This window comes from Hydrocarboniphaga sp. (genome assembly GCF_028291725.1).
GTDB lineage: Bacteria > Pseudomonadota > Gammaproteobacteria > Nevskiales > Nevskiaceae > Hydrocarboniphaga.
In genome coordinates this window covers 14,867-35,567 of the sequence record NZ_JAQGNT010000058.1, presented here as the reverse complement: position 1 = coordinate 35,567, position 20,701 = coordinate 14,867, and the positions used below count along the sequence as shown (strand labels likewise).

The 20,701-nt window shown below is 66.9% G+C and carries 17 protein-coding genes; 10 read left to right on the top strand and 7 right to left on the bottom strand.

The window, feature by feature from the left end:
• Positions 1-137: 137 nt before the first annotated feature.
• The gene (locus JWQ90_RS15685) at positions 138-812 is read right to left on the bottom strand and encodes a TetR/AcrR family transcriptional regulator (RefSeq protein ID WP_299695877.1); all 675 of its coding nucleotides are present in this window, start codon (positions 810-812) and stop codon (positions 138-140) included.
• Between the two features lie 100 nt (positions 813-912).
• On the opposite strand from JWQ90_RS15685, the gene JWQ90_RS15680 reads away from it, so the two are divergent.
• A complete protein-coding gene (locus JWQ90_RS15680) occupies positions 913-2,238 on the top strand; it encodes a cytochrome P450 (RefSeq protein WP_299695875.1) in 1,326 nt (441 codons plus the stop codon).
• Here JWQ90_RS15680 and JWQ90_RS15675 read toward each other — a convergent pair.
• Positions 2,208-3,590, bottom strand: coding sequence for an MFS transporter (locus JWQ90_RS15675; protein WP_299695873.1), 1,383 nt, complete (start codon positions 3,588-3,590; stop codon positions 2,208-2,210). The genes JWQ90_RS15680 and JWQ90_RS15675 overlap by 31 nt on opposite strands.
• 239 nt (positions 3,591-3,829) lie before the next feature.
• Here JWQ90_RS15675 and JWQ90_RS15670 point away from each other — a divergent pair, with 239 nt between their 5' ends.
• From JWQ90_RS15670 to JWQ90_RS15630, 9 genes are all read left to right on the top strand, one after another.
• Complete coding sequence (locus tag JWQ90_RS15670) at positions 3,830-4,603, top strand: SDR family oxidoreductase (protein WP_299695871.1); 774 nt, start codon at positions 3,830-3,832, stop codon at positions 4,601-4,603.
• Positions 4,604-4,607: 4 nt separating this feature from the next.
• Positions 4,608-5,939, top strand: a complete 1,332-nt coding sequence (locus JWQ90_RS15665) for an MBL fold metallo-hydrolase (RefSeq protein WP_299695869.1) — start codon at positions 4,608-4,610, stop codon at positions 5,937-5,939.
• Between the two features lie 155 nt (positions 5,940-6,094).
• A complete protein-coding gene (locus tag JWQ90_RS15660; protein ID WP_299695867.1) occupies positions 6,095-7,285 on the top strand; it encodes an acyl-CoA dehydrogenase family protein in 1,191 nt (396 codons plus the stop codon).
• 75 nt (positions 7,286-7,360) lie between these two features.
• On the top strand, positions 7,361-8,617 hold the full coding sequence (locus tag JWQ90_RS15655) for a sulfotransferase (protein WP_299695865.1): 1,257 nt from the start codon (positions 7,361-7,363) through the stop codon (positions 8,615-8,617).
• An 8-nt stretch (positions 8,618-8,625) separates the two neighbouring features.
• Positions 8,626-9,138, top strand: a complete 513-nt coding sequence (locus JWQ90_RS15650) for a VOC family protein (protein WP_299695863.1) — start codon at positions 8,626-8,628, stop codon at positions 9,136-9,138.
• A 159-nt stretch (positions 9,139-9,297) separates the two neighbouring features.
• Positions 9,298-10,101 carry an SDR family oxidoreductase gene (locus tag JWQ90_RS15645; RefSeq protein ID WP_299695862.1) on the top strand — a complete coding sequence of 268 codons (804 nt, stop codon included), beginning with the start codon at positions 9,298-9,300 and terminating at the stop codon, positions 10,099-10,101.
• Positions 10,102-10,110: 9 nt separating this feature from the next.
• Positions 10,111-10,902, top strand: coding sequence for an SDR family oxidoreductase (locus JWQ90_RS15640; RefSeq protein ID WP_299695860.1), 792 nt, complete (start codon positions 10,111-10,113; stop codon positions 10,900-10,902).
• Positions 10,903-11,008: 106 nt separating this feature from the next.
• Positions 11,009-11,926 carry an NAD(P)-dependent oxidoreductase gene (locus JWQ90_RS15635; RefSeq protein ID WP_299695858.1) on the top strand — a complete coding sequence of 306 codons (918 nt, stop codon included), beginning with the start codon at positions 11,009-11,011 and terminating at the stop codon, positions 11,924-11,926.
• A 4-nt stretch (positions 11,927-11,930) separates the two neighbouring features.
• Positions 11,931-13,082: a sulfotransferase gene (locus tag JWQ90_RS15630; RefSeq protein WP_299695856.1), complete on the top strand. Its 1,152-nt coding sequence runs from the start codon at positions 11,931-11,933 to the stop codon at positions 13,080-13,082.
• A 90-nt stretch (positions 13,083-13,172) separates the two neighbouring features.
• On the opposite strand, the gene JWQ90_RS15625 is transcribed toward JWQ90_RS15630, so the two are convergent.
• The 5 genes from JWQ90_RS15625 to JWQ90_RS15605 all read right to left on the bottom strand — a co-directional run bounded on the left by JWQ90_RS15625 (position 13,173) and on the right by JWQ90_RS15605 (position 20,342).
• Positions 13,173-15,629: a TonB-dependent receptor plug domain-containing protein gene (locus tag JWQ90_RS15625; protein WP_299695854.1), complete on the bottom strand. Its 2,457-nt coding sequence runs from the start codon at positions 15,627-15,629 to the stop codon at positions 13,173-13,175.
• Positions 15,630-15,942: 313 nt separating this feature from the next.
• Positions 15,943-17,274, bottom strand: coding sequence for an NAD(P)-binding domain-containing protein (locus JWQ90_RS15620; protein WP_299695879.1), 1,332 nt, complete (start codon positions 17,272-17,274; stop codon positions 15,943-15,945).
• Between the two features lie 3 nt (positions 17,275-17,277).
• Complete coding sequence (locus JWQ90_RS15615; protein WP_299695852.1) at positions 17,278-18,318, bottom strand: helix-turn-helix transcriptional regulator; 1,041 nt, start codon at positions 18,316-18,318, stop codon at positions 17,278-17,280.
• 23 nt (positions 18,319-18,341) lie between these two features.
• Positions 18,342-19,118, bottom strand: coding sequence for a spirocyclase AveC family protein (locus JWQ90_RS15610; protein ID WP_299695850.1), 777 nt, complete (start codon positions 19,116-19,118; stop codon positions 18,342-18,344).
• Positions 19,119-19,121: 3 nt separating this feature from the next.
• Positions 19,122-20,342 (bottom strand): cytochrome P450, encoded by a 1,221-nt coding sequence (locus JWQ90_RS15605; RefSeq protein ID WP_299695848.1) that lies wholly within the window; start codon positions 20,340-20,342, stop codon positions 19,122-19,124.
• Positions 20,343-20,701: the final 359 nt, after the last annotated feature.

The following is a 20,701-nucleotide window of genomic DNA, read 5'->3' as shown; positions in this document are numbered from 1 at the left end:
GAGGGTGGCGCGGAGCGCCGGGTGAGGGGCTTCTTCCCGCCGAACAGCCCCTCATCCGCCCCTTCGGGGCAGCATCGAACGCAAGCGGGAGAAGGGACTGCAACGCTTAAGGTAGTGCCATTGGGGTTGCACCCGCCCTACGGCCGCCAGCCGTCGAGTAGCAACGCGACCACGCTGCCCGCACGTTTCCTGAGTACCGCCGCTGAGGTCGGCGGCTCGGACAGGAGGAAGTTAAAGCCGCCCATCGCCAGGATCGCCAGGTCCAGCGTCGCGGCCGCCGGGTCAGGCACGCGCAGCAGGCCGTCGCGCACCGCCTGCCGCAGGTAGACCGTCACCGGCTCGAACAGGTGCGCGACCTCATCGAGCATTGCCGCGGCGATATCGGGAAAGCGCTGCGACTCGGCGATCAGCAGCCGTGCGAGCCCGCGCAAGCCCGGGTCCGCCGCCAGCGTCTGCACCTGGCGCACGATGCTCAGCAGCACCGACTGCAGCGGCTGGTCGCCGTGGATGGAGGTATCGAGTTCGCTGCGCACGCGCACCAGGCCGTGCAGTGCCGCGGTGCGGAACAGCTCGTTCTTGGTCTTGTACTGCAGGTAGACGGTGTTCTTGCTGACCTTCGCGCGGCGCGCGATGCCATCCATGCTCGCGCCCGCATAGCCCTGCTCCAGGAACACTTCCAGCGCGATGCCGAGCACATCTTCGCGGAAGCGCACCGCATCGGCATGCGAGGGCCGGCCGCGCGGCCGGCGCTTGGGTGCGGCGCGCGCCGGCTTGTCTGCGGACGCGGGCCGCGTGGGGGATCGGGATGGCATGGCCGACATTTTAGCGCGAGCCTTGCGGCGGCAACCATAGGACACTATAGTCCGTTTAATAGGACGGTAACGTCCTTATAAACCGCACATGGAAATCAGCATGAAAACCGCAACCGCAACGATCACCACCAAGCCCCGCTCCACCGGCGCGCAGCTGATCGAGTCCTGGCAATGGACCGCGAGCCAGATCGGCAAGGGCATCTGGCTGGCGCTCAACGCGCCCAGGGAGATCAGCTCCAGGCCCGACCACGTGCCGGCCGATCGCGTGGTCGATTTCGACTTCGCCAACATGGAAGGCGCCGAGGTGGACGTGCACGCGGCCTGGAAGCGCCTGCACGACGGCCCCAGCCTGTTCTGGACGCCGCGCAAGGGCGGCCACTGGGTGGTGACGCGCGCCGAACTCATCGACGTGGTGCTGCGCGATCCCGAAACGTTTTCGAGCAACGAAGTGATCCTGCCGCGCGGCTCCAAGCCGCTGCGCCTGCTGCCGATCGAAGCCAATCCGCCCGACCACCAGCATTACCGCGCGCTGGTGATGACCTGGTTCACGCCCAAGGCGGTCGCCGCGATGAAGCCCGGCATCCACGAACTCACCGTCGAGATCATCGACGCGATGCTGCCCAACGGCCGCTGCGAGTTCATCTCAGAATGCGCCAAGCGCCTGCCGATCGCGATTTTCCTGAAGCTGGTCAACCTGCCCATGGAAGACCGCGAGAAGCTGCTGGACTGGACCGAAACCGCGGTGCGCTCCAAGAACGCGCTGCACATCCTGTCGTCGTTCCTCAAGACCAACAACTACATCGAAGGTTGGATTCGCAAGCGCCGCGCGGAGCCGGGCAACGATCTGTTCAGTGCCATCGTCAACGGCAGCGTGCAGGGCCGCCCGCTCACGCATGCCGAAATCCAGGGCATGCTCACGGTGATCCTGTTCGGCGGGCTCGACACGGTGGCGGCCATGCTCGCCTTCATGACCAAGTTCCTGGCCGAGAACCCGGGCCATCGCCAGCAGCTGATCGAACATCCCGATCTGATCCCCGGCGCGATCGACGAACTGATGCGCCGCTACGGTATCGTCAACCTGTCGCGCCTGGTCGCGCGCGACTGCGTGATGGACGGCGTGCGCCTGAAGAAGGGCGACATGATCCATATTCCCAACGGCCTCTACGGCGTCGACGAACGCCGGCATGTGAATCCGCTAGCCGTCGACTTCACCGCCCCGTTCAAGGCCGACCGCCATGCCTCGTTCGGCCTCGGCATCCACCGCTGCGCCGGCGCGCTGCTGGCGCGCATGGAACTCGCGATCTTCCTGGAGGAATGGCTCAAGCGCATCCCCGAGTTCTCGATCGCGCCGGGCGAGCAGGTGCGCACCGCCACCGGGCAAGTCAACGGGGTGACCTACCTGCCTCTGGTGTGGAAGACGGCCTGAACGAGACACGCCAATCGACTGTCGGCGAGGCGTGAACCCCGACACAGCGAGACTTCGGGTGGGAACTGATGCCCCTCCTGCAAACGCTGCAGATCCGCGGCCGCATGCCGCGACGCGCGCCAGAAGTGCCAGGCCGCCCACAGGTTGAGCAGCAGCGCCAGCGCCATGGCTGTGCCCAGCGAACCCACGCGGTCGCTGACCGCGCCGACGACGAAAGGGCCCATGCCGGAGCCGATCAGGTTGGTGCCGATCTGCAGCGACGACACCGTGAATCCGCGCACCTGCGGCCCCACCAGCGACAGCAGCAAACTATTGGCCGGCCCGTTGTGCGCCATGAAGCACAGCCCGTAGGCAAACACCAGGCCGACCGCCAGGGGCGTGGCATGCACCAGCAGTGCTGCCACACCGATCACGGCCGATACCAGCACGGTGATCATGCTCATGCGCGCCGAACGCGCGGGCCGATACACACCGCCGCTGCGGCGCGTGCGCCAGTCGACAAAGGCGCCGGACACCGAGCCGCCGATGGCGCCGAACACGCCGAAGGCAATCGCCGCGATCACGCCGGCCTGCGCCAGCGGCAGGCCGTGCTCGCGCTGCAGGAACGAGGCGATCCACGCGGCGAACGAGGTCATGGTGATCGACACGACGATAATGCCGGCCATGCAGTGCAGCACGCCGCGGCGGCTGGCGACGTAGCGCAGGCCTTGCATGGCAGACATCGCAGGCGGCGGCGCCGCGGCCGATTCGTCGGAGGCGCCGCGCTGCGGTTCGCGCACCGTGGCCAGCAGCAGCATCGCGACCAGAAAGCCCGGGATGCCGGCCATGAAGAACGCCGCACGCCAGCCGTGATGCTGCGCCACGTAGCCGCCGGCGAGGAAGGTGAGCGTGGTGCCTACGGCCGAACTCAGATACCAGAGGCCCACCGCCGTCGAGCGCTCGCGCGCCGGAAAGTAGTCCGACAGCATCGACATCTGCGTGGAGCTGCCCGCGGCTTCGGCGGTGCCCACGGCCATGCGGCTCAGCAGCAGCGTGCTGTAGTTCTGCGCGAAACCCGCCAGCGCGGTAAGGCCGCTCCAGATCGTGAGCGCCGCGGCCAGCAGATTGCGCCGGCTGATGCGATCGGCCAATAAGCCCAGCGGTGCCGCGGCCACCGAGTAGGCGATGCCGTAGGCCAGGCCCGCCAGCAGGCCGAGTTGGCCGTCGGTGAGATGAAACTCCGCGCGCACGGGCTCCATGATCAGCATGATGATGGTGCGATCGAGCACATGGCAGGTTTGCACCGCGGTCAGCACCGCCAGCACGTACCAGCGATAACGCGCCGCGCCTGTCGGCAGAAAGGCCGTCGGCATCTTCGTTTCTCCTCGCCCGTCGATTTTTGTAATGGATGGCGGCTCGTGTCCGCACTCATAAGCTAACGATATATCAGCTCATATGGGTGGCCCGTCGTTCGCGGACGACGCGTTTACGAAAGCCTGGCGCGAACTCGAAACGATGCGCCGCGCCGCGCGCGGACGCGCCGTCCTATGCTTTCGCAACAGCCGCAACACAACAGAAGCGGCATTGCAACGACGGGAAAACGGACGAGAACATGGCAACCCCAACCGCGGCCTGGCCGCGCATCAGCTTCGACTACCGCGGCGTGCAGGTGCTGGTCACCGGCGGCACCAGCGGCATCGGCGCGGCCGTTGCGGCCGCCTATCTTCATGCGGGCGCCAGCGTCACCATCACCGGAACGCGCGCGAATGCCCGCGCATACGACGAAGACCTCGGCGCCTATCGCTACCTGCAGCTCGACGTCACCGACAAGGCCGGCATCGCGCGCGTGGCCGCCGAGCTGCCGGCGCTCGACATCCTGGTGCACAGCGGCGGCATCGCGCTGGCCAGCATCGGCATCGACGAATCCGAGCCCGACCACTTCGCCACCGCCATCGAGATGCACCTCACCGGCATCTACCGTCTCTCGCACGCCTGCCTGCCGCTGCTGAAGGCCAGCAAGCTCGAAGGCGGCGCCAGCGTGATCGGCATCGCCTCGATGTCCTCGTACTTCGGCATCGAGATCGTGCCCGGTTACGGCGCGGCCAAGGCCGGCCTCGTGCAGCTGATGAAGACCTTCGCGGTGAGCTGGGCGCGATATGGAATCCGCGCCAACGCCGTTGCGGCGGGATTGGTGGTGTCGCGTCAGACCGGCGGCCTCGCCGGCAATCCGGACACGGTCGCGCATCTGCTGCAGCGCGTGCCGTTGCAGCGCCTGGGCCAGCCCGAAGACATCGCCGCCGGCGTGCTGTTTCTGACTTCCCCGGCGTCGTCGTGGACGACCGGCCAAACGCTGCCGATCTGCGGCGGCTTCTCCATCGCCGGATAGTCCCATGACCCAGCATCCCGACATCGTCAACTGGAATCCCGAGCCGGCCGATGGCCCGCTGCGCGAGACGCGCCCCGGCTCCACCGCCTTCAGGCTCGCCAGCCTGTCTTCGCCGCTGCTCAAGCTCAACGACTTCATCTACCAGTCGGAGGGCATGACCAACAGCTACCTGATCAAGACCTCCGAGGGCGACGTGCTCGTCTGCCCGGGCCTGGTCGTGGAAGGCGAAATCCATCGGCAGAAATTCGCGCAGGTCAGCAGCGGCCCGCTGCGCTACGTGATCCTCACGCAGGGCCACGTCGACAACGTCGGCGGCCTCCCCGCTTTCGCCGGCCCGGGCGTGGAAGTGATCGCGCATCGCGACAGCCCCAACTGCCAGATCGACGACGAACGCATCAAGGGTTTCCGCGACATCCGCAATCCGCGCTTCTTCCCGCAGGTGCTCAGCAGCCTGGCCGAGGCCGATCGCGAGGCGATGAAGCGCGGCATGGAGACCGCGCACCAGCGCGCCGAGGCAACGGTCCTGATCGACAAGGAAGCGACGCATCGCTTCACGCTGGGCGGCGTGCGCTTCGAGATCATCGCGATACCGGGCGGCGAGACGCTGGATTCGCTGCTGGTGTGGCTGCCCGACCAGCGCATCGTCTTCACCGGCAACTGCCTGGGCCCGCTGTTTCCGCACATGCCCAACCTGCACACCATCCGCGGCGACAAGCCGCGGCCGGTGCTGCCCTACATCGGCACCTACGACAAGCTGCTGTCGCTGGGCGCCGAGCTGCTGATCACCGGGCACTTCGAGCCTGTCGCCGGCGCGCAACTCGTGCACGACGAACTCAAGCGCCTGCGCGACGCGGTGCAATACGTGCACGACGAGACCGTGAAGGGCATGAACACCGGCAAGGAACTGTATGCGCTGATGCGCGAGATCAAGCTGCCAGAGGCGCTGAAGGTGGGTGAGGATTACGGCACCGTGATGTGGGCGGTGCAGGCGATCTGGTATGGCTACGCCGGCTGGTTCCTGTTCAAGTCGACCACCGAGATCTACCCGGTGCCGGTGCGGGACGTCTACGCCGAAATCGCCGACGTCGCCGGCCCTGCCGCGCTGGCGGCGCGTGCGCGCAAGCTGCTGGCCGACGGCCGCAGCCTGGACGCGATCCATCTCAGCGAGATCGCGCTGGCCAAGGTTCCGCGGCTCGCGGAGGCCTTGCAGGTCTACCTGGAAGCGCACGAACGCCTGCTGGCCGAAAGCTCACCCAAGAATCGCTGGTTCCTGTTCTGGCTTCAGGGCGAGATTGACCAGACGCGCGCGAGGCTGGCGCAGGGGGCGGCTGCGTGAAACCGATGGCGCGTCTGCATCGGACTTGGCACAGAACTAATAGTTAGTTAGTTTCTGTGGCCCCACCCGCTCGCCACCACGCTGCGGATCACGCATTAGCGGCCTCCACGTCCTGTCATCAGGGCCAAAGAGGTCGCAGCCCAGGAGACAACCGCATGGCAGACAGCACTTCCCATCCCGATACTTCGACGGCCTCGTTGCGCGAGGCGGCGCTGGCCATCGCCGCGCAGCTGCCCACACGCGCCGCGCAGACCGATCGCGAGCGGCTCATTCCCGACGAGACCATAGCCGCGCTGCGTGCGGCCGGCCTGCTGCGCCTGTTGCAGCCGGCGCGTTGGGGCGGGCACGAGGCGCATCCGCAGCAGATGATCGACCTCGCCAACATCCTCGCCGAGCAATGCCTGTCGACGGCCTGGGTGTTCGGCGTGCTCAGCGTGCAGAGCTTCATGCTGGCGCTGTTCGATGAGCGCGCGCAGCGCGACGTCTGGGGCGAGGATGCCGGCGCGCTGCTGTCGTCCTCGTTCATGCCGATGGGCAAGGTGCTGCGCGCCGAGGGCGGCTTCCGCGTGAGCGGGCAATGGCCGTATTCCAGCGGCAGCGCGCATGCACAATGGGCGCTGATCGGCGGCATCGTTCCGCCGGCCTCGGCCGAGGGCAAGCCCGAGATGCGCGTGTTCCTGGTGCCGCGCAGCGATTACGAGATCGTCGACACCTGGCAGACCTTCGGCCTGCGCGGCACCGGCAGCAACGACCTCAGGCTCGCCGACGTGTTCGTGCCCGACTACCGCAGCTGGATGCCGGGCCAGGGACTGCTGCCGGGCAGCCGGCAGTCGATCCACGAGGCAGCGCTGTTCCGCATGCCCTGGCTGTTCATCTTCGGCTCGTCCGTCGCGGGCCTGGGCATCGGCGGCGCACGCGGCGCGATCGAGGCGTTCACGGAGACGGCACGCGCCAAGCTCGCGGCGCCCGGCGGCGCCAGCAAGCTGGACCCGGCATCGCTACAGGCCGCCGCGAAGGCGCGCTCCGAAGTCGACGAGCTCGACGCCTCGCTGCGCCGCAGCGTCGCCCGGCTCATGGACTGCGCCGCGTCCGGCGAGACCATGGCGCCCGCCGAGGCCTGGCAGCACCGCGTGGTGCTCACTTCGGTCGTGCGCCGCTGCACCGCGCTGGTCGACGGGCTCATGCCCCACATCGGCGCCAAGAGCGTGTTCTCGGCGCATCGCTTCACGCGCTTCTGGCTCGACCTCTGCGCAGCGCGCGCGCATCCCGGCAACGATCCCGCGGCGGCCGCCGCCGAACTCGGCAAGCTGCTGCTGGAGAACGGCGCGAGCGCCGCACCACCGTAACAACCCACGAGGCTACGCCAGGCGACGCAAGAGCGCCGGCGAGCCCACGCGGAACCCATCGCTGGAGGAGACATCATGGCTGGACAACGCATCGACATCGCCGACATCCGCGCGCCCGTGCTCACGCAACTGCAGCAGCAGACGCTGGCCTGGGCGCAGGCGAATCCACCGCTTCTGACCGAGGACGCCGTGCTCGGCGCGGCGCGCGAAGCTACCGGGCTTTCCGATTTCGGCGAAGAGGATTTCCGCCCGCGCCTGCGCCTGTGGCTGCAGGCGCTGCAGGAGGCCGACAACGTCACCGAACTCGGTCGCCTCGGGCCCTATTTGGACATGGTGCGCTATGCCGGCAACCGCCTGCGCATCGAAGACCTGGTCAAGCGGCATCCAGAGATTCTGCAGATCCCGATCGACCGGCCGATCGTGATCGCCGGCCTGCCGCGTTCCGGCACCACCTATTTGCAGAGCTTCATCGCCGGCGACCGGCGCCTGCGCTCGATGCCCTTCTGGGAAGTCACGCGGCCGGTGCCGGCGCCCGGCGAGGAGCCCGTGCCCGGCCAGCCTGACCCGCGCCATACGCGCTCGCAACAGGACTATGCGCAGGCCGACGCGCTGCTGCCGTACATCAAGAGCTTCCACGACTTCGCGCCCGATCACATCTCCGAGGACATCGAGCTGCAGGCGCTCGATTTCTCGTCCTACTACCTCGAATGGCTGGTGCCGTCGCGACGCTGGCAGGAACACTACTTCGCCACCGACATCACCAGCAGCTACCGCTATCTCAAGAAGGGCCTGCAGGTGATGACCTGGTTCAAGGGCCCCAACCGCTGGCTGCTGAAGTGTCCGCAGCACATGGAGCAGCTGCTGCCGCTGCGCACGGTGTTCCCCGACGCGACCATCGTCATCAATCATCGCGATCCAGTGGCTTCGATACAGTCGGCGATCACCGCCATCGCCTACGCCGCGCGCGTGCGCAACCAGCGCGTGGAACCGCGCGTCATCGCAGACTACTGGATCGCGCGCTACGAAAAGCTCTTGCGCCGCTGTGTGCGCGACCGCGACCAGCTCGAAGAAGCGCATAGCGTCGACGTCTACTTCGACAAGCTGATGGCCGATCCCTGGGCCGCGGTCGGCGAGATCTACGCCAAGGCCGGCCTGCCGCTGGACGCCGAAGTGAAGGCCAACCTCGAAGCCGCCGTGGCCGCGCATCCGCGCGGCAAGCACGGCCAGATCGAATACCACCTGGAGCGCGACTTCGGCATCAGGCCCGCCGAGATGCGAGAGCGCTTTGCGTTCTACTTCGAGCGGTTTCCGGTTCCGGTGGAAGTGCTGTGAGCGCGGCAATGCCAGGTGCACCGATGATGATGTTCAAGGACTTTTTCCAGGTGGCCTACGTCACCACGGATCTGACGGCGGCGATCGATCTGTTCGCCCGCGACTACGGCGTTGGCCAGTGGTTGCGCCTGCCACCGTCGACGATCGAACTGGCGACGCCGCGCGGACCCGAGAGCGCGCACATCGAATACGCGCTCGCGCAGATCGGCGGTCGCCAGCTGGAGCTGATCCAGCCCAACGGCGGCAGCTCGACGCTGTACTCCGAAGGCCTGCCCGCGAGCGGCTTCGGCCTGCGCTTCCATCACCTGGGCTGCTGGCTGCGCGGCGAGCGCAAGGAGTGGGAAGACTTTCGCTCCACACTCGACACGGCCCGGCATCCGATTGCGATGGAAGGCGGCTTCGGCGCGTCGGCCTATCTGTATACGGATCAGCGCGACCGGCTCGGGCACTACCTGGAATACATGTGGCTCGATGCCGATGCCAGCGAGATGTTCATGAGCGCGCCGCAAAACCTGGTGTAGCGCCGTGGATACGGCCTCCTACAACCGCTTCTGTTCCTGCAACGAGCGTGAAAACTGATAAGCCGGCATTGCATCGATCCATTAGTTGATGGATAGTCAGTTTTTAGAACAACGCGCAAGACGACCCGCATGCATGCGGGCAACCGCAGAGGAGAACGCATGGATCTCGGTATCGCAGGCAAGGTCGCCGTCGTCGCCGGTGGCAGCAAGGGCATCGGCCGCGCCGCGGCGCTGGAACTCGCACGCAACGGCTGCAAGCTGGTCATCGCGGCGCGCACGCAGAAGAACATCGACGAAGTCGTCGACGTCATCCGCGCCGAGGGCGGACAAGCCGTCGGCGTCGCCACCGACCTGCTGCAGCTCGACAACTACGCCAAAGTGCTGCGCGCAGCCGAGCAGGCCTTCGGCGCGCCGGACATCGCCATCCAGAGCATCGACGGCCCCAAGTCGGGCTCGTTCCACGATCTTACGGAAGTCGATTTCGCCGAGGCCTTCCATCTCAGCGTGCTCACGTTCTCGCGCTTCGTGCGCAGCGTGATCCCGCACATGAAGCAACAGCGCTGGGGCCGCATCGTGCTGATCGGATCGGGCGCGGTGAAGCAGCCGGTGCGTTCGACCTTGAACTTCAGCTACGCGCTGACCAACACCGTGCGCATCGCCGCGGTGGGCCTGCAGAAGACGCTGGCGTCGGAGCTCGCGCCCTTCGGCGTCACCGTCAACACCGTCGCCACCGGGGTGATCGACACCGAGCAGCGCGCCGGGTTCTTCAAGGACCGCGCAGCCGACCTGGGCATGAGCGAGGAGGCCTGGAGCCAAGCCTTCCTGAGCGTGATCCCCATGGGCCGCTACGGCAAGCCCGAAGAGGAAGCGAGCCTCGCGGTGTACCTGTGCTCACAACGCGCGGGTTACACCACGGGCGAAACCATTCTCTGCGACGGCGGTTTCGTCCAGAGCATGTTCTAAAGGCTGCGCATGGAGCTGATCGTCGTCATCGGCGTGGGCGGCATGGGCACGGCCTGCGCGCGCCGTCTGGGCTCGGGCCATCGCCTGCTGCTGGCGGACTGCGACGCAAAGCAGCTGCAATCCGCAGCCGGCGAACTCAGTGCCGACGGTTTCGACGTGCGGACGCAGATGATGGACGTCTCCGATCGCGAGGCCGTCGCGCAGCTCGCCGAAGCTGCGCGCCATCTCGGGCCGCTGCGGACGCTCGTGCTCACTGCCGGCGTATCGCCGCTGATGGCGGGCAGCGCGCGCATCTACGAGGTCGACCTGCTCGGCACGGCGCTGGTCCTGGACGCCTTCGTCGAACTCGCACGCGCCGGCAGCGTGGCGGTGGTGATCGCGAGCATGGCCGGCTCGTTCATCCCGGTGTCCGCAGAGCTGGAACGCGCGCTCGCCAGCCTGCCCGCCGCGCAACTGCTGGATGCGGTCGCGGGCCTGCATCGCGACGAGCCACAGCTCGCCTATTGCCTGGCCAAGCGCGGCACCCAGCTGCGCGTGCAGGCGGCGGCGCTGCCCTGGGCCGCGCGCGGCGCGCGCGTGGTGTCGGTGAGCCCGGGCCTGATCGCCACGCCCATGGGCCGGCTGGAACAGAGCAGCCCCGAGGTCGCCGCGGTGCTCGCCAACTGCCCGCTCAAGCGCATCGGCAATACCGAGGACATCGCCGCGGCGGTGCAGTGGCTGGCCAGCCCCGCGGCGGGCTACGTCACCGGCACCGACCTGCGCATCGACGGCGGATCGGTGGCCGCGCTGCTCGCGGGCTGATTTAAACCAACAACGCATGCGCAGGCAATCGCCATGTCCGCTCGTTTTTGAATCGATCTTCGGCGAATGCGGCAACGAGCGAGCAACTCCAACACGAGAACACCCCATGCTCTCAGGCAACAAGATCCTGATCACCGGCGCGGCCGGCAGCGTCGCCTCGCCCATCACCGAATATCTCGCGCGCGACAACGAGGTCTGGGCGCTTGCGCGCTTCGGCAATCCGGCCGACCGCATGCGGCTTGAGGCGCTGGGCGTGCGCAGCTGCAGCGCCGACCTGGGCAGCGGCGATCTGGCCGGCGTGCCCGACGATTTCCACTACGTGCTGCATTTCGCATTCGCGCGCGTGCCGCAAGGGCCTGGACAGTTCGACCAGGCTTTCCGTACGAATGGCGAAGGCACCGGCTTTCTGTTGCAGCATTGCCGCAAGGCCAAGGCGGCGCTCGTGGTGTCGTCCGCCGCGGTGTATTCGCCACACGACGATCCCTATCACGCGCACGACGAGGACGGCCTGCTGGGCCGAGCCTGGGCCACGTGGTCACCGAGCAGCCCGGTGTCCAAGATCGCCGAGGAGGCGGTGGCGCGCTACTGCGCGCGCGCCTTCGATCTGCCGACCACGATCGTGCGCCTCAACACCGTCTACGGCCGCGCTGGCCACCTGCCGTCGCTGCAGATCCGCGCGATGCAGGCCGGCCAGGACGTGCCGGTGCCGTTCGACCCCAACCCGCACAGCCCGATCCACGTCGACGACTTGTGCACGCAGATCGAAGCCCTGCTCGGCTCCGCGGGCGTTCCGCCGCTGGTCACCAACTGGGCCGGCGACGAGGTGGTAACCGCACAGCAGTGGTGTGCATCGGCCGCGCAGTTGCTGGGCATCGAGGCGAAGCTCGCCGTGCACGAGGTGCCCGGCGCGCCGCGCGGCAACGTCGCCGACATCACGCGCCGGCGCTCGATCACCGGGCCCTGCACAGTAAGCTTCGACGAAGGCCTGCGCCGGCTCGTGCAGACCATCAACACAGCAGGCTGAAGCGATGATCCAGGCCAGCCAGCTGCTCGACCAGGCCCGTGCGCGCAGCGGCCTGCGCGACTTCGGCGACGAGTCCTTCCTGCTGCCGCTGCAGCGGCTGGTGGAGTCGATCAACGGCGAAAGCCGGCTGTCGGAAGTGGGGAGCCACGCGGTGCCGGAGATACTGGTGGCCTCGCTGATCAACCGGCTCGAGATCGAGAGCTGGTATGCGCGGCATCCGGAGATCGAAGACGAGCAGATCGTGGCGCCGCTGTTCGGCATCGGCCTGCCGCGCACCGGCAGCACCGCGCTGGGCTACATGCTGTCGCTGGACCCGGACACGCGCGTGCTGCGCGAGTGGGAATCCGGCCGCCCCTGCCCGCAGCCGCGGGCCGCTGCCTCCGACCGCGATCCGCGCATCGCCGCGGCCCAGGCTGCAGCCGACGCTTTCGAAGCCCTGGTGCCGCAGCTGCGCAACATGCTGCCGCGCGGCGTGGAAGGCCCGCAGGAGTGCTACACGCTGCTGCAGCTGTCGTTCTCCACCTCGGCGCTGGAAGCCTTCATGCACGTACCGAGCTACGTGCAATGGGTGATCTCCGACGGCTTCGACATGCGGCCGGCTTACCGCTATCACCGCCGTGTGCTCAAGCTGCTGCAATGGCAGAGCGGGCCGCGCCGCTGGTTCGTGCGCACGCCGGCGCACATGTTCGCGCTCGATGCGCTGGATTCGGTGTATGCCGACGCGCAGTTCGTGATGACGCACCGCGATCCGGTCAAGGCCCTGCCTTCGCTGTGCTCGCTGATGCACCAGATCCGCTGCGCCTTCGTCGACAACCCGCAGCCGGTGAGCTTCGGCCGCGCGCAGGCGCAGCAATGGGCTTTGGCGCTGGAGCGCACGCTGGCGTTCCGCAGGCGCGTCGGCGAGGCGCGATTCTTCGACGTCTCGCACCGCCGGCAGACAGTCGATCCGGTCGAGCAGATTCACAAGCTCTACCAGAGGCTCGGCTGGCGGCTCGATGGCGCGTTCGATGCGCGCGTGCGTGCCTGGCAGGACGTGAATCCGCAGGGCCTGCACAAGGTCGATCCGGGATTCTTCGGGCTCGATGCGGCCGGGCTGGCGCAGCGATATGCGTTCTATACCGACGGCGGCATCGCGCAACGGGTGGACGGCCGGTAAGGCTGCCGGGTACCAAGGTCGCGGGCATGGCCCGCTCCTACAGCAGAACTTGCAGGAGCGAGCCATGCCCGCGACGGTGCCCCTCGATGACTAACGGCTCGACGACATACCGAAGCGATAGCGCAGGTCGATGCCGTAGATCCGCGGCTCGCCGTAGGCCACCGTGGCGAAGCCCAGCGCGTTGCTGGCGATCGACGGCGCGGTCACGTATTCCCTGTTGCTGAGGTTGCGCACGAACAGGCCGACGTCCAGCGCCGTATTGCCCACCGAACCCCACTCGATCCGCGAATTGGCCACGCCATAGGCCGCGGCATGGTAGTCGCGCAGTTCCTCGCTGCTGACGTGGTAGTAGCTGAGGCTGGCAGTGACTTCGCCGCCGAGACTGCCGCCCAGCGGCACCACGTAGCGAAGATCGGCGTTCTGCGTCCACTCGGGTGTGTAGAAAAACGGCGGCGCCGGCGTCACCGATCCGTTGAATTCGCCCGGGTCCTTCTTCGCGTCGGTGTAGGCGCCGCCCAGGTTCAGCGTGAGGCCCTGCACCGGCGAAACCGAAGCGGACAGCTCGCCGCCCTGGATGGTGCCCTTGCTGTTGTTGACGATCAGCTGGTTCGACGCCGGATCGTTGGAGGTGTTGTTGTCGCCATCGAGATTCGGCGGCACCGTGACCACGCCCTGGATGTCGTCGTACTTGCCGCGATAGGCCGAGATGTTGAAGCGGCCCACCCAGTCGCCCACCGACCAGTCACTCTTGAGGCCGATCTCGACGTCGGTCAGCGTCTCCGGCTTGAAAGTCTGGTAGGCCGACAGCGAGTCCGCGAGCTTGGGGCCGTTGAAGCCGCCGCCACGATAGCCGCGCCGCGAAGTGATGTAGCCGAACAGGTCCTTGTCGATCTGCCAGTCCAGGCCCACGGTCCAGGTCACGGCATTGGACTTCACCTTGCCGACATAGGCCGGCGTGTTGTTGAGGCCCACGGATGTGGCGCAGTCGTCGGGGTCCACCAGCGGCGCGTTCAGCGACGTGGTCAGCGAACAGCCTTTCTGCTGATCCTCGGTGTAGCGGCCGCCGAGATTGAACTTGACGCCTTCCGCGAACTCGGAAAGGTCATAGGCGATCTGCGCGAACACCGCCTTGCTGGTGTCGGTGAAGTGCTGCTGGCTGTCGCGGCTGTTGGGATAGGAATCCTGCGGCACCTGCGGTGGACGCAGCGTATCCAGCGCCGTGCCCTGCGGGCCGCCCGGCTCGCTCTTGAGGTAGAACGCGCCCAGCGTGTAGTCGAGCCTGTCGTCGAACAGCTTGCCCAGCAGCTGCATTTCCTCGCTGAGCTGCTGGGTATGGATCACCACGTGCGTGGCGTCGAGCACCGCCATGGTGACACCGTCGGCGCTGTTGTCGTACGCGGTCTTGGATTCGCGATAGGCGAGGATGTTCTTGAAGGTGACGGAGCCGAAGTCGTAGGCGCTGGTGTTGGACGCACCCCAGACGCGCGCGGCGTTCTTCATGTCGAGGTTGGACGAGGTGGTACGCGGGCCCCAGGCCTGCTGCCGCTCGAACTGCAGGTCCTCGTCGCAATCGACCGAGGTGCCGCAGTTGAAGTACGGCGCGAGCGAAGGCGTGCGGATGGCGCCGGTCGCCAGCACCTGGCCCAGGATCGCCGAGGTACCGTTCTCCTCGGTGTTGAGATAGTCGAAAACCGTGGTGCTCTTGAGATTCTCGATCGGCTCCAGCAGCAGCGACACGCGGAAGGAATCCTTGTGCCGGTTGTCCAGGTCGGGCGAGCCGACGCCGAGATTGCGCGTGTAGCCTTCGCGCCGTGTGATCTGCGTGGCGATTCGCACGGCGGCCTTGTCGTCGATCAGCGGCACGTTGACCGCTCCCTCGAACTGCTTGCCGCTGTAGTTGCTCTGCTGCACCTGGCCGTAGCCATCCCACTCATAAGTTGGAGCTTTGGTGTAGACCAGCAGCGCGCCGCCGGTGGTGTTGCGGCCGAACAGCGTGCCCTGCGGCCCCTTGAGCACCTGGATCGAACTCATGTCGTAGGCCGGCACGACGCTGCCGGCAGTGGGCATCGGCACATCGTTGAGATAGGTCACCACGCCGGGCAGGCCCGAGCCCACCGCGGACTTGGACTGTCCGCGAATGGTCAGCAGTGTTGCTTCCGCAGAGCCCGAGCTGGTGAACACCACGCCGGGCGTCATGAATTGCAGGTCGTTGGTCGACTGGATGGAGCCCTGGCGCAGCGACTCTTCGCTGAAAGCGGTGATCGAGGTCGGAACGACCTGCAGGTTCTCGGCCTTGCGGCGCGCGGTCACGACGATTTCTTCGATCTGGCGCTCGCCACCGGTTTCGGCGGCAGCGGCGGCGGGTGCTTCGGGCGCCGCGGCAGCGGCGGGATCAGCAACCGGGTCGGTGGCCTGCATCGGTGCCTGCGGCTCCGCCGCCGCATCGGCCGGCGTGAGCTGTTCGGCCGCGGCGGAAGCCGCAACCAGCGTACCGGCAGCAAAAGTCGCCGCCCGCACCAGAATCATCTGTCTCGAATCTTTTCTCATGTCTCCCCCAAAAGGACGTTTTAGTATTGGCACTGCGTATCGCTGGGCACACCGTCAGGCGCACCCGAAACCAACGCGCATTCGATCACTGCGAATGACCCGGCCCACAGTCGTCAGGCGACCTGTTCGAGGCACGCAGGCCATGCGGCCTGCAACATGCCTCCTGGGCTCTTCTTGCGATTATTTTTTTTGAAAAGCGATCAGTGATCGCTACTGACAAGCATAGGAGGAGCGAGGAGCGGCGGCACGCAGAGACTGTTACGCCTGCACCTCGGACTTTCCATTTCACGCCGACCGCTTCTGACTCACGACACTAGGCGCCTTTCGATTCCCTATGCTTCTTGAGCGCGGCGGTGACGCCGTTGTGAACCGCGGTACCGTTGCCCCAGCCACAGTAGAACGCCAGCTGCAGCACCATCTCGTTGCACTGCTCTTCGGTGAGCTCCTTGTTCTTGAGCGCGCCGGTGACCTGGATTTCGATCAGGTCGGCGCGGCTCATCTGCGCGGTGGCGCCGATCACGAGCATGCGGCGGTCACGGATCGACAGCGCCGGCCGCGACCACACGTCGCCGAACAGCCAGCGCACGGTGGCGTCGATGTAGGGCGGCAATTCCATCGAGGCCGGCGGCATCGGCACGGTGCCCTTGCCGTAGACCTCGTCCATCATCTGCAGGCCGCGCACTTTCGAGTCCTCGTCGAGCTTCGGACCATGCGGCGTGGTACCGGGCGGCAGGCCATAGATCAGGTCGCCGCGTTCCATCGACAGCCGCGCGCCGGGGACTTCGACGTTGAGGCTGTCGGCCAGATCGATGCCGGCATCGAGATCCTTGTAGAGCAGGTTGGCCCAGCCGCGGAACTGCTCCATGGTCTCTTCGGGCAAGCCTTGCAGCGGCTGGGTGCCGCGCTTCTCCAGCAACACCGTGCTCATGATGTTGTGCGGGTCGCTCTTGCGGATCACGTCAATGAGCTTGGCGATATCGACACCGGCCGCCTCGGCCAGCAGGCCGCCTTCGTAGGCGCCCAGCGTGGCGCCGTAATGCATGATGTTGCGCGCGACTTTGGCCGCCATGCCGGCGCCCAGCGGTCCCATGTGCGAGAACAGCACGGCGAAGTCTTCCATCACGCCGCGCACCGACTCGATGGTCTCGGTGTCGCCGCCGGCCATGAGTGCGGAGCCGCCATTGGCAACCGAGCCACCGCCGGTGGTGATCGCCACATCGATCAGCTTGAAACCGCTGTCGGCCGCGCGCTGCGCGAGTTCGCGCACGATGGGCACGCGGATGGTGCTCATCAGCGCCACCACCAGATCCGGCCGCGCCGAACTGGCAATGCCGTTCTCACCGAAGATCACCGACTCGGCCTGCTGCGCATTGACCACCGACACGACGATGACGTCGGAATGGCTCGCGACTTCGGCAGGCGAGACGCAGGCATTGACGCCTTCAACCGCAGCTACAGCTGCGGGACGCACGTCGAAGCCGCTCACCTCCCTGCCCTTGCGTACCAGGCAGGCGGCGACGCCCGCGCCGATCATGCCCATGCCGATCACACCGCAGCGTTGCTTGCGACCCGCGGAAACCTGCGTCATTTTTCTGCTCCTGGATGATGTGTCGAAACGATGTCGTGCGTGCGCAAACCGGCGGATCGCTCAGGCGCCCGCTTGGGAAACGGAAGAGGCCGCGGACGCGGGACGCGCTTCATCGGCCATGCCTTGAGCGCGGCGCGACTCGTTGCGCGGCGTCGAACCATGGGCGCGTACGCGCAGCCGGTAGGCGCTCGGCGCCTCCTGCGTGGAGCGGCGAAACGCGACGCTGAAATTGGCCGCATGGTGAAAGCCGAGCTGGATCGCAATCGCCTTGAGCGGCAGATCGGTCCCGGCAAGCAGGCTGCAGGCGCGCGCGATGCGGGCCGCCTCCAGGTAGGCATGCACGGTTTCGCCCGTGGTCGCCTTGAACGCGCGGATCAGCTGGCGCACGCTGATGCCGCAAAGCTCGGCCATGTCGGCCAGCCGCGGCGGAGCATCGCTTTCCGCGCGATCGCAGATGCGCTTGAGCTGCCAGGGCGCGAGACTGCCGGCCTCGCGCTGCTCGACGACGCGCCGCATCTGCAGATGGCGGCCAAGATCGATCAGCAGCGAGGTTGCCAGCGCTTCCAGCAGCCCCTGGCTGGCGAGGCCCGGCACGCGCATCTCGCGCGCCATGCGCATCAGCGTGCAGCGGATATCGCGATCACGCACGTCGAGCCCGGCCACCAGCTCGGCGACGCCGAACTCCAGCTGCTGGCCCAGCAAGGCTTCCAGCCGCGCCGGCTTGATGCGGCACAGCAGCAACTGCTGCGGTCCGCCGTCGGACTGCGCCAGCAGAACCTGGCCGGCCGGCAGGAAGTTGACCGAGCCGGTGGTGCAGGCGTGGCCGTTCAGCGGCGTGAGCTGCAGCGAAGTGCGCGCGGGGCGCGTCGACAGCGACATCCACAGCACATGATCGTCGAGGCGCTCGCGCGTGCGCGTCGGACGCTCCCACTCGCAATGCAGAATCTCGCAATCCATGGCCGACAGCTGCGCGCGGGCCTCGCTGTACGAGACGTCGAACAGCCGCGAACGCAGGCCATGATTCAGCAGTGACGATGCGCCGCCCTGCCTGCGGTCGGCATGGGCGAGGCTGCGGTGTGCGCTGGCTGCGGGGCTGGGCATAAGGGATTTCTCGGCGCGCTCGTTCACGGAACCAGCGCGCTGGCCTCGCCGAAGATTTCGCGGATCGCGATCACCGGCGTGCACAGCAGCAGCCAGTAGCTGAGATTCCAGACCAGCAGCCAGCTCAGCGCACGCAGGGCCTCGCGTCTCCATCCCGCCGGAAACCGGTCGGGACGCAGCAGGCGCTCGAAGCTCGGACGGCCAGCGACGTCCTGCCGCAGGATCAGGTAGCAAGTCACGCCGCCGAACAGTCCGAAGGGAATGCCCGGATAGAGAATCGGCTGCTGTCCCTTGGCGGTCGACAGCGCCGGGCCGATCACGTCGACATACGACCACTGGCCCGCGTAGGCCACCGACACCGCCTCGAAGGCGAGGTTGATCGCGAACAGGGCCGGCGCCGCCGTGAGCAGGCAGACCAGCAGCGGCGACGTGGCCGGGAACCTGCGGATCGCGCGGCGCGTCGCCCACAGCATCGCCGCGAACGCCGACCACATGAACACCGGGTACGAGCAGATCACGAACCAGGGCTTGTCCGGCGTGGTCCACAGCGTCGACTTCCACGGCATCATGTGGAAGCTCGGGCTCCACAGCAGGTAGGCGCCCCAGTCGGCATAGAACTCCTGCCAGAAGATGCCCAGGCCAGCGATCGCGCACAGCGCCGGGATGCTCAGCGAGCCGCGCCGGCGTGCCTCCAGCCCGTAGCCGACCAGCAGCGCGAGCGCGATGGCCACGCTGCCGATCTCCACGCCCAGCGCGCCTTCACCGGCGAGGTAGGTCGCAGCGCTGGGTATGGTGCTCATGGCTCAGCGATTCCAGACCAACTGCAACTCGTTCACGTGGATCACGTTGCTGAGCAGGAACGGCGTCTTGAAGCCTTCCTTGAGGCGGAACTCCGGGATCGCCAGCAGCATCTCGCGCAGCGAGACGTCCAGCTCGCGCCGCGCCAGATGCGCGCCCAGGCAGCGATGCAGGCCGAAACCGAAAGTCAGGTGCACCGGCCGGCGCTGGATGTCGATGGTCTGCGGATTCGGGAACGCCTCCGGATCGTTGGAGCCCAGCGGCGTCGACATGGCGATACGATCACCGGCCTTGATGGTGACGCCGTGCAGCGTGAAATCCTGCTTGCACAGGCGGAACGTGGTCACGGCCGCGTAGGCGCGCAGCAGCTCCTGCAGTGCGTTGTCGATCTTCGACGGATCCTCGCGCAGCTCGCGCTGCAGCTCGGGATGGCGCGCCAGATGATAGAAGTGCAGGCCGAGGTTGGCCGTCACCGTATCGAGCCCGCCCAGGAACAGATTGAAGCAGTGCCCGAACACCTCCTCGCGCGACCAGGGACGGCCGTTGACGCGCAGCCTGATCACCTGGCTGATGAGGTCGTCGGCCGGATCGGCGATGCGCGCATCGACGGCCTGGTAGAGCATGTCCTTGGCCAGCCTCACCGCCTGGCCGCGCACTTCCCAGGTCGGCGCATGGACCAGCGCGCTCTCCCAGTCGAGGAACTCCTGCATGCGGTCCTGCGGCAGGCCCATGAGATCGAGGAAGATCGAGACCGGAAACGGGATCGCGTAGTCCTTGATGAAGTCGCAGCCGTCGCGATCCTTGATGCGCGCGATCAGGCCCTGCGAGCGCTCGCGCACCTTCTGCTCCAGCTCCGCCATCTTCTTGGGCGTATACAGCGGATTCAGCGCCGTGCGAAACGCGGTATGCGTCGGCGGGTCGAGTTCGGTGGGAATGATGTCCCAGCTCTCGCCGATCATCGCGGCGAACTGCGTGTTGCCGCGCTTCATCACCTCGCTGGTGTTGTCGTAGACCGCCTTGAGATCCTCGTTGCGCCGGATCACCCAGCCGCCGCCTGTCGGCCCCGGGAAGATGTCCGTGCCCCAGAACACTGCCGGCCCCTCGTGAATCTTCGGCACCAGCTCGGCGAAAGGATCGACGTAGCTGGTGGTCCGCGGCGTCAGCACGAAGGGACCTGCGATCTCGGGCGGGACATGGGAAGGGATATGGGGAAGATTGGACAGCATGGTTCTGCCACTCGGTGATCAAGACAGCTTGATGGGTGCCGGCGATACGGGGCTCGAAGGTCCGCTGCTGCGGTCGGGTGATGCGTCATCGCGGACTCCTCGCGCCATGCCGGACGCCGGGCCGCTCGAGCTCATCTTAGCTGACGTTTAGTCAGCTCTGCACCGACGCCAGCCCGCAGGCCGGGTCGAGCTGCGGGCTGGACTCAGGCGACTGATAGCATCCGGGGTGCGACATTCGATCCTCCGGCACCCGTCGTTGCAGGTGCCTGTATGGCGGCGTTGATCGCCGCGCTTATAGAAATCCATCTTTTACAGGGCGTTCAAACGGCGGCGCCCTCGGTTTGAAAAGAATAGAGGGG

What these genes read in the sequence shown, in the direction of transcription:
- JWQ90_RS15605 (WP_299695848.1), bottom strand. Translation starts at nt 20,342, where the DNA reads ATGCTGTCCAATCTTCCCCATATCCCTTCCCATGTCCCGCCCGAGATC.
- JWQ90_RS15610 (WP_299695850.1), bottom strand. Translation starts at nt 19,118, where the DNA reads ATGAGCACCATACCCAGCGCTGCGACCTACCTCGCCGGTGAAGGCGCG.
- JWQ90_RS15665 (WP_299695869.1), top strand. Translation starts at nt 4,608, where the DNA reads ATGACCCAGCATCCCGACATCGTCAACTGGAATCCCGAGCCGGCCGAT.
- JWQ90_RS15660 (WP_299695867.1), top strand. Translation starts at nt 6,095, where the DNA reads ATGGCAGACAGCACTTCCCATCCCGATACTTCGACGGCCTCGTTGCGC.
- JWQ90_RS15670 (WP_299695871.1), top strand. Translation starts at nt 3,830, where the DNA reads ATGGCAACCCCAACCGCGGCCTGGCCGCGCATCAGCTTCGACTACCGC.
- JWQ90_RS15640 (WP_299695860.1), top strand. Translation starts at nt 10,111, where the DNA reads ATGGAGCTGATCGTCGTCATCGGCGTGGGCGGCATGGGCACGGCCTGC.
- JWQ90_RS15625 (WP_299695854.1), bottom strand. Translation starts at nt 15,629, where the DNA reads ATGAGAAAAGATTCGAGACAGATGATTCTGGTGCGGGCGGCGACTTTT.
- JWQ90_RS15685 (WP_299695877.1), bottom strand. Translation starts at nt 812, where the DNA reads ATGCCATCCCGATCCCCCACGCGGCCCGCGTCCGCAGACAAGCCGGCG.
- JWQ90_RS15630 (WP_299695856.1), top strand. Translation starts at nt 11,931, where the DNA reads ATGATCCAGGCCAGCCAGCTGCTCGACCAGGCCCGTGCGCGCAGCGGC.
- JWQ90_RS15635 (WP_299695858.1), top strand. Translation starts at nt 11,009, where the DNA reads ATGCTCTCAGGCAACAAGATCCTGATCACCGGCGCGGCCGGCAGCGTC.
- JWQ90_RS15655 (WP_299695865.1), top strand. Translation starts at nt 7,361, where the DNA reads ATGGCTGGACAACGCATCGACATCGCCGACATCCGCGCGCCCGTGCTC.
- JWQ90_RS15645 (WP_299695862.1), top strand. Translation starts at nt 9,298, where the DNA reads ATGGATCTCGGTATCGCAGGCAAGGTCGCCGTCGTCGCCGGTGGCAGC.
- JWQ90_RS15615 (WP_299695852.1), bottom strand. Translation starts at nt 18,318, where the DNA reads ATGCCCAGCCCCGCAGCCAGCGCACACCGCAGCCTCGCCCATGCCGAC.
- JWQ90_RS15680 (WP_299695875.1), top strand. Translation starts at nt 913, where the DNA reads ATGAAAACCGCAACCGCAACGATCACCACCAAGCCCCGCTCCACCGGC.
- JWQ90_RS15675 (WP_299695873.1), bottom strand. Translation starts at nt 3,590, where the DNA reads ATGCCGACGGCCTTTCTGCCGACAGGCGCGGCGCGTTATCGCTGGTAC.
- JWQ90_RS15650 (WP_299695863.1), top strand. Translation starts at nt 8,626, where the DNA reads ATGCCAGGTGCACCGATGATGATGTTCAAGGACTTTTTCCAGGTGGCC.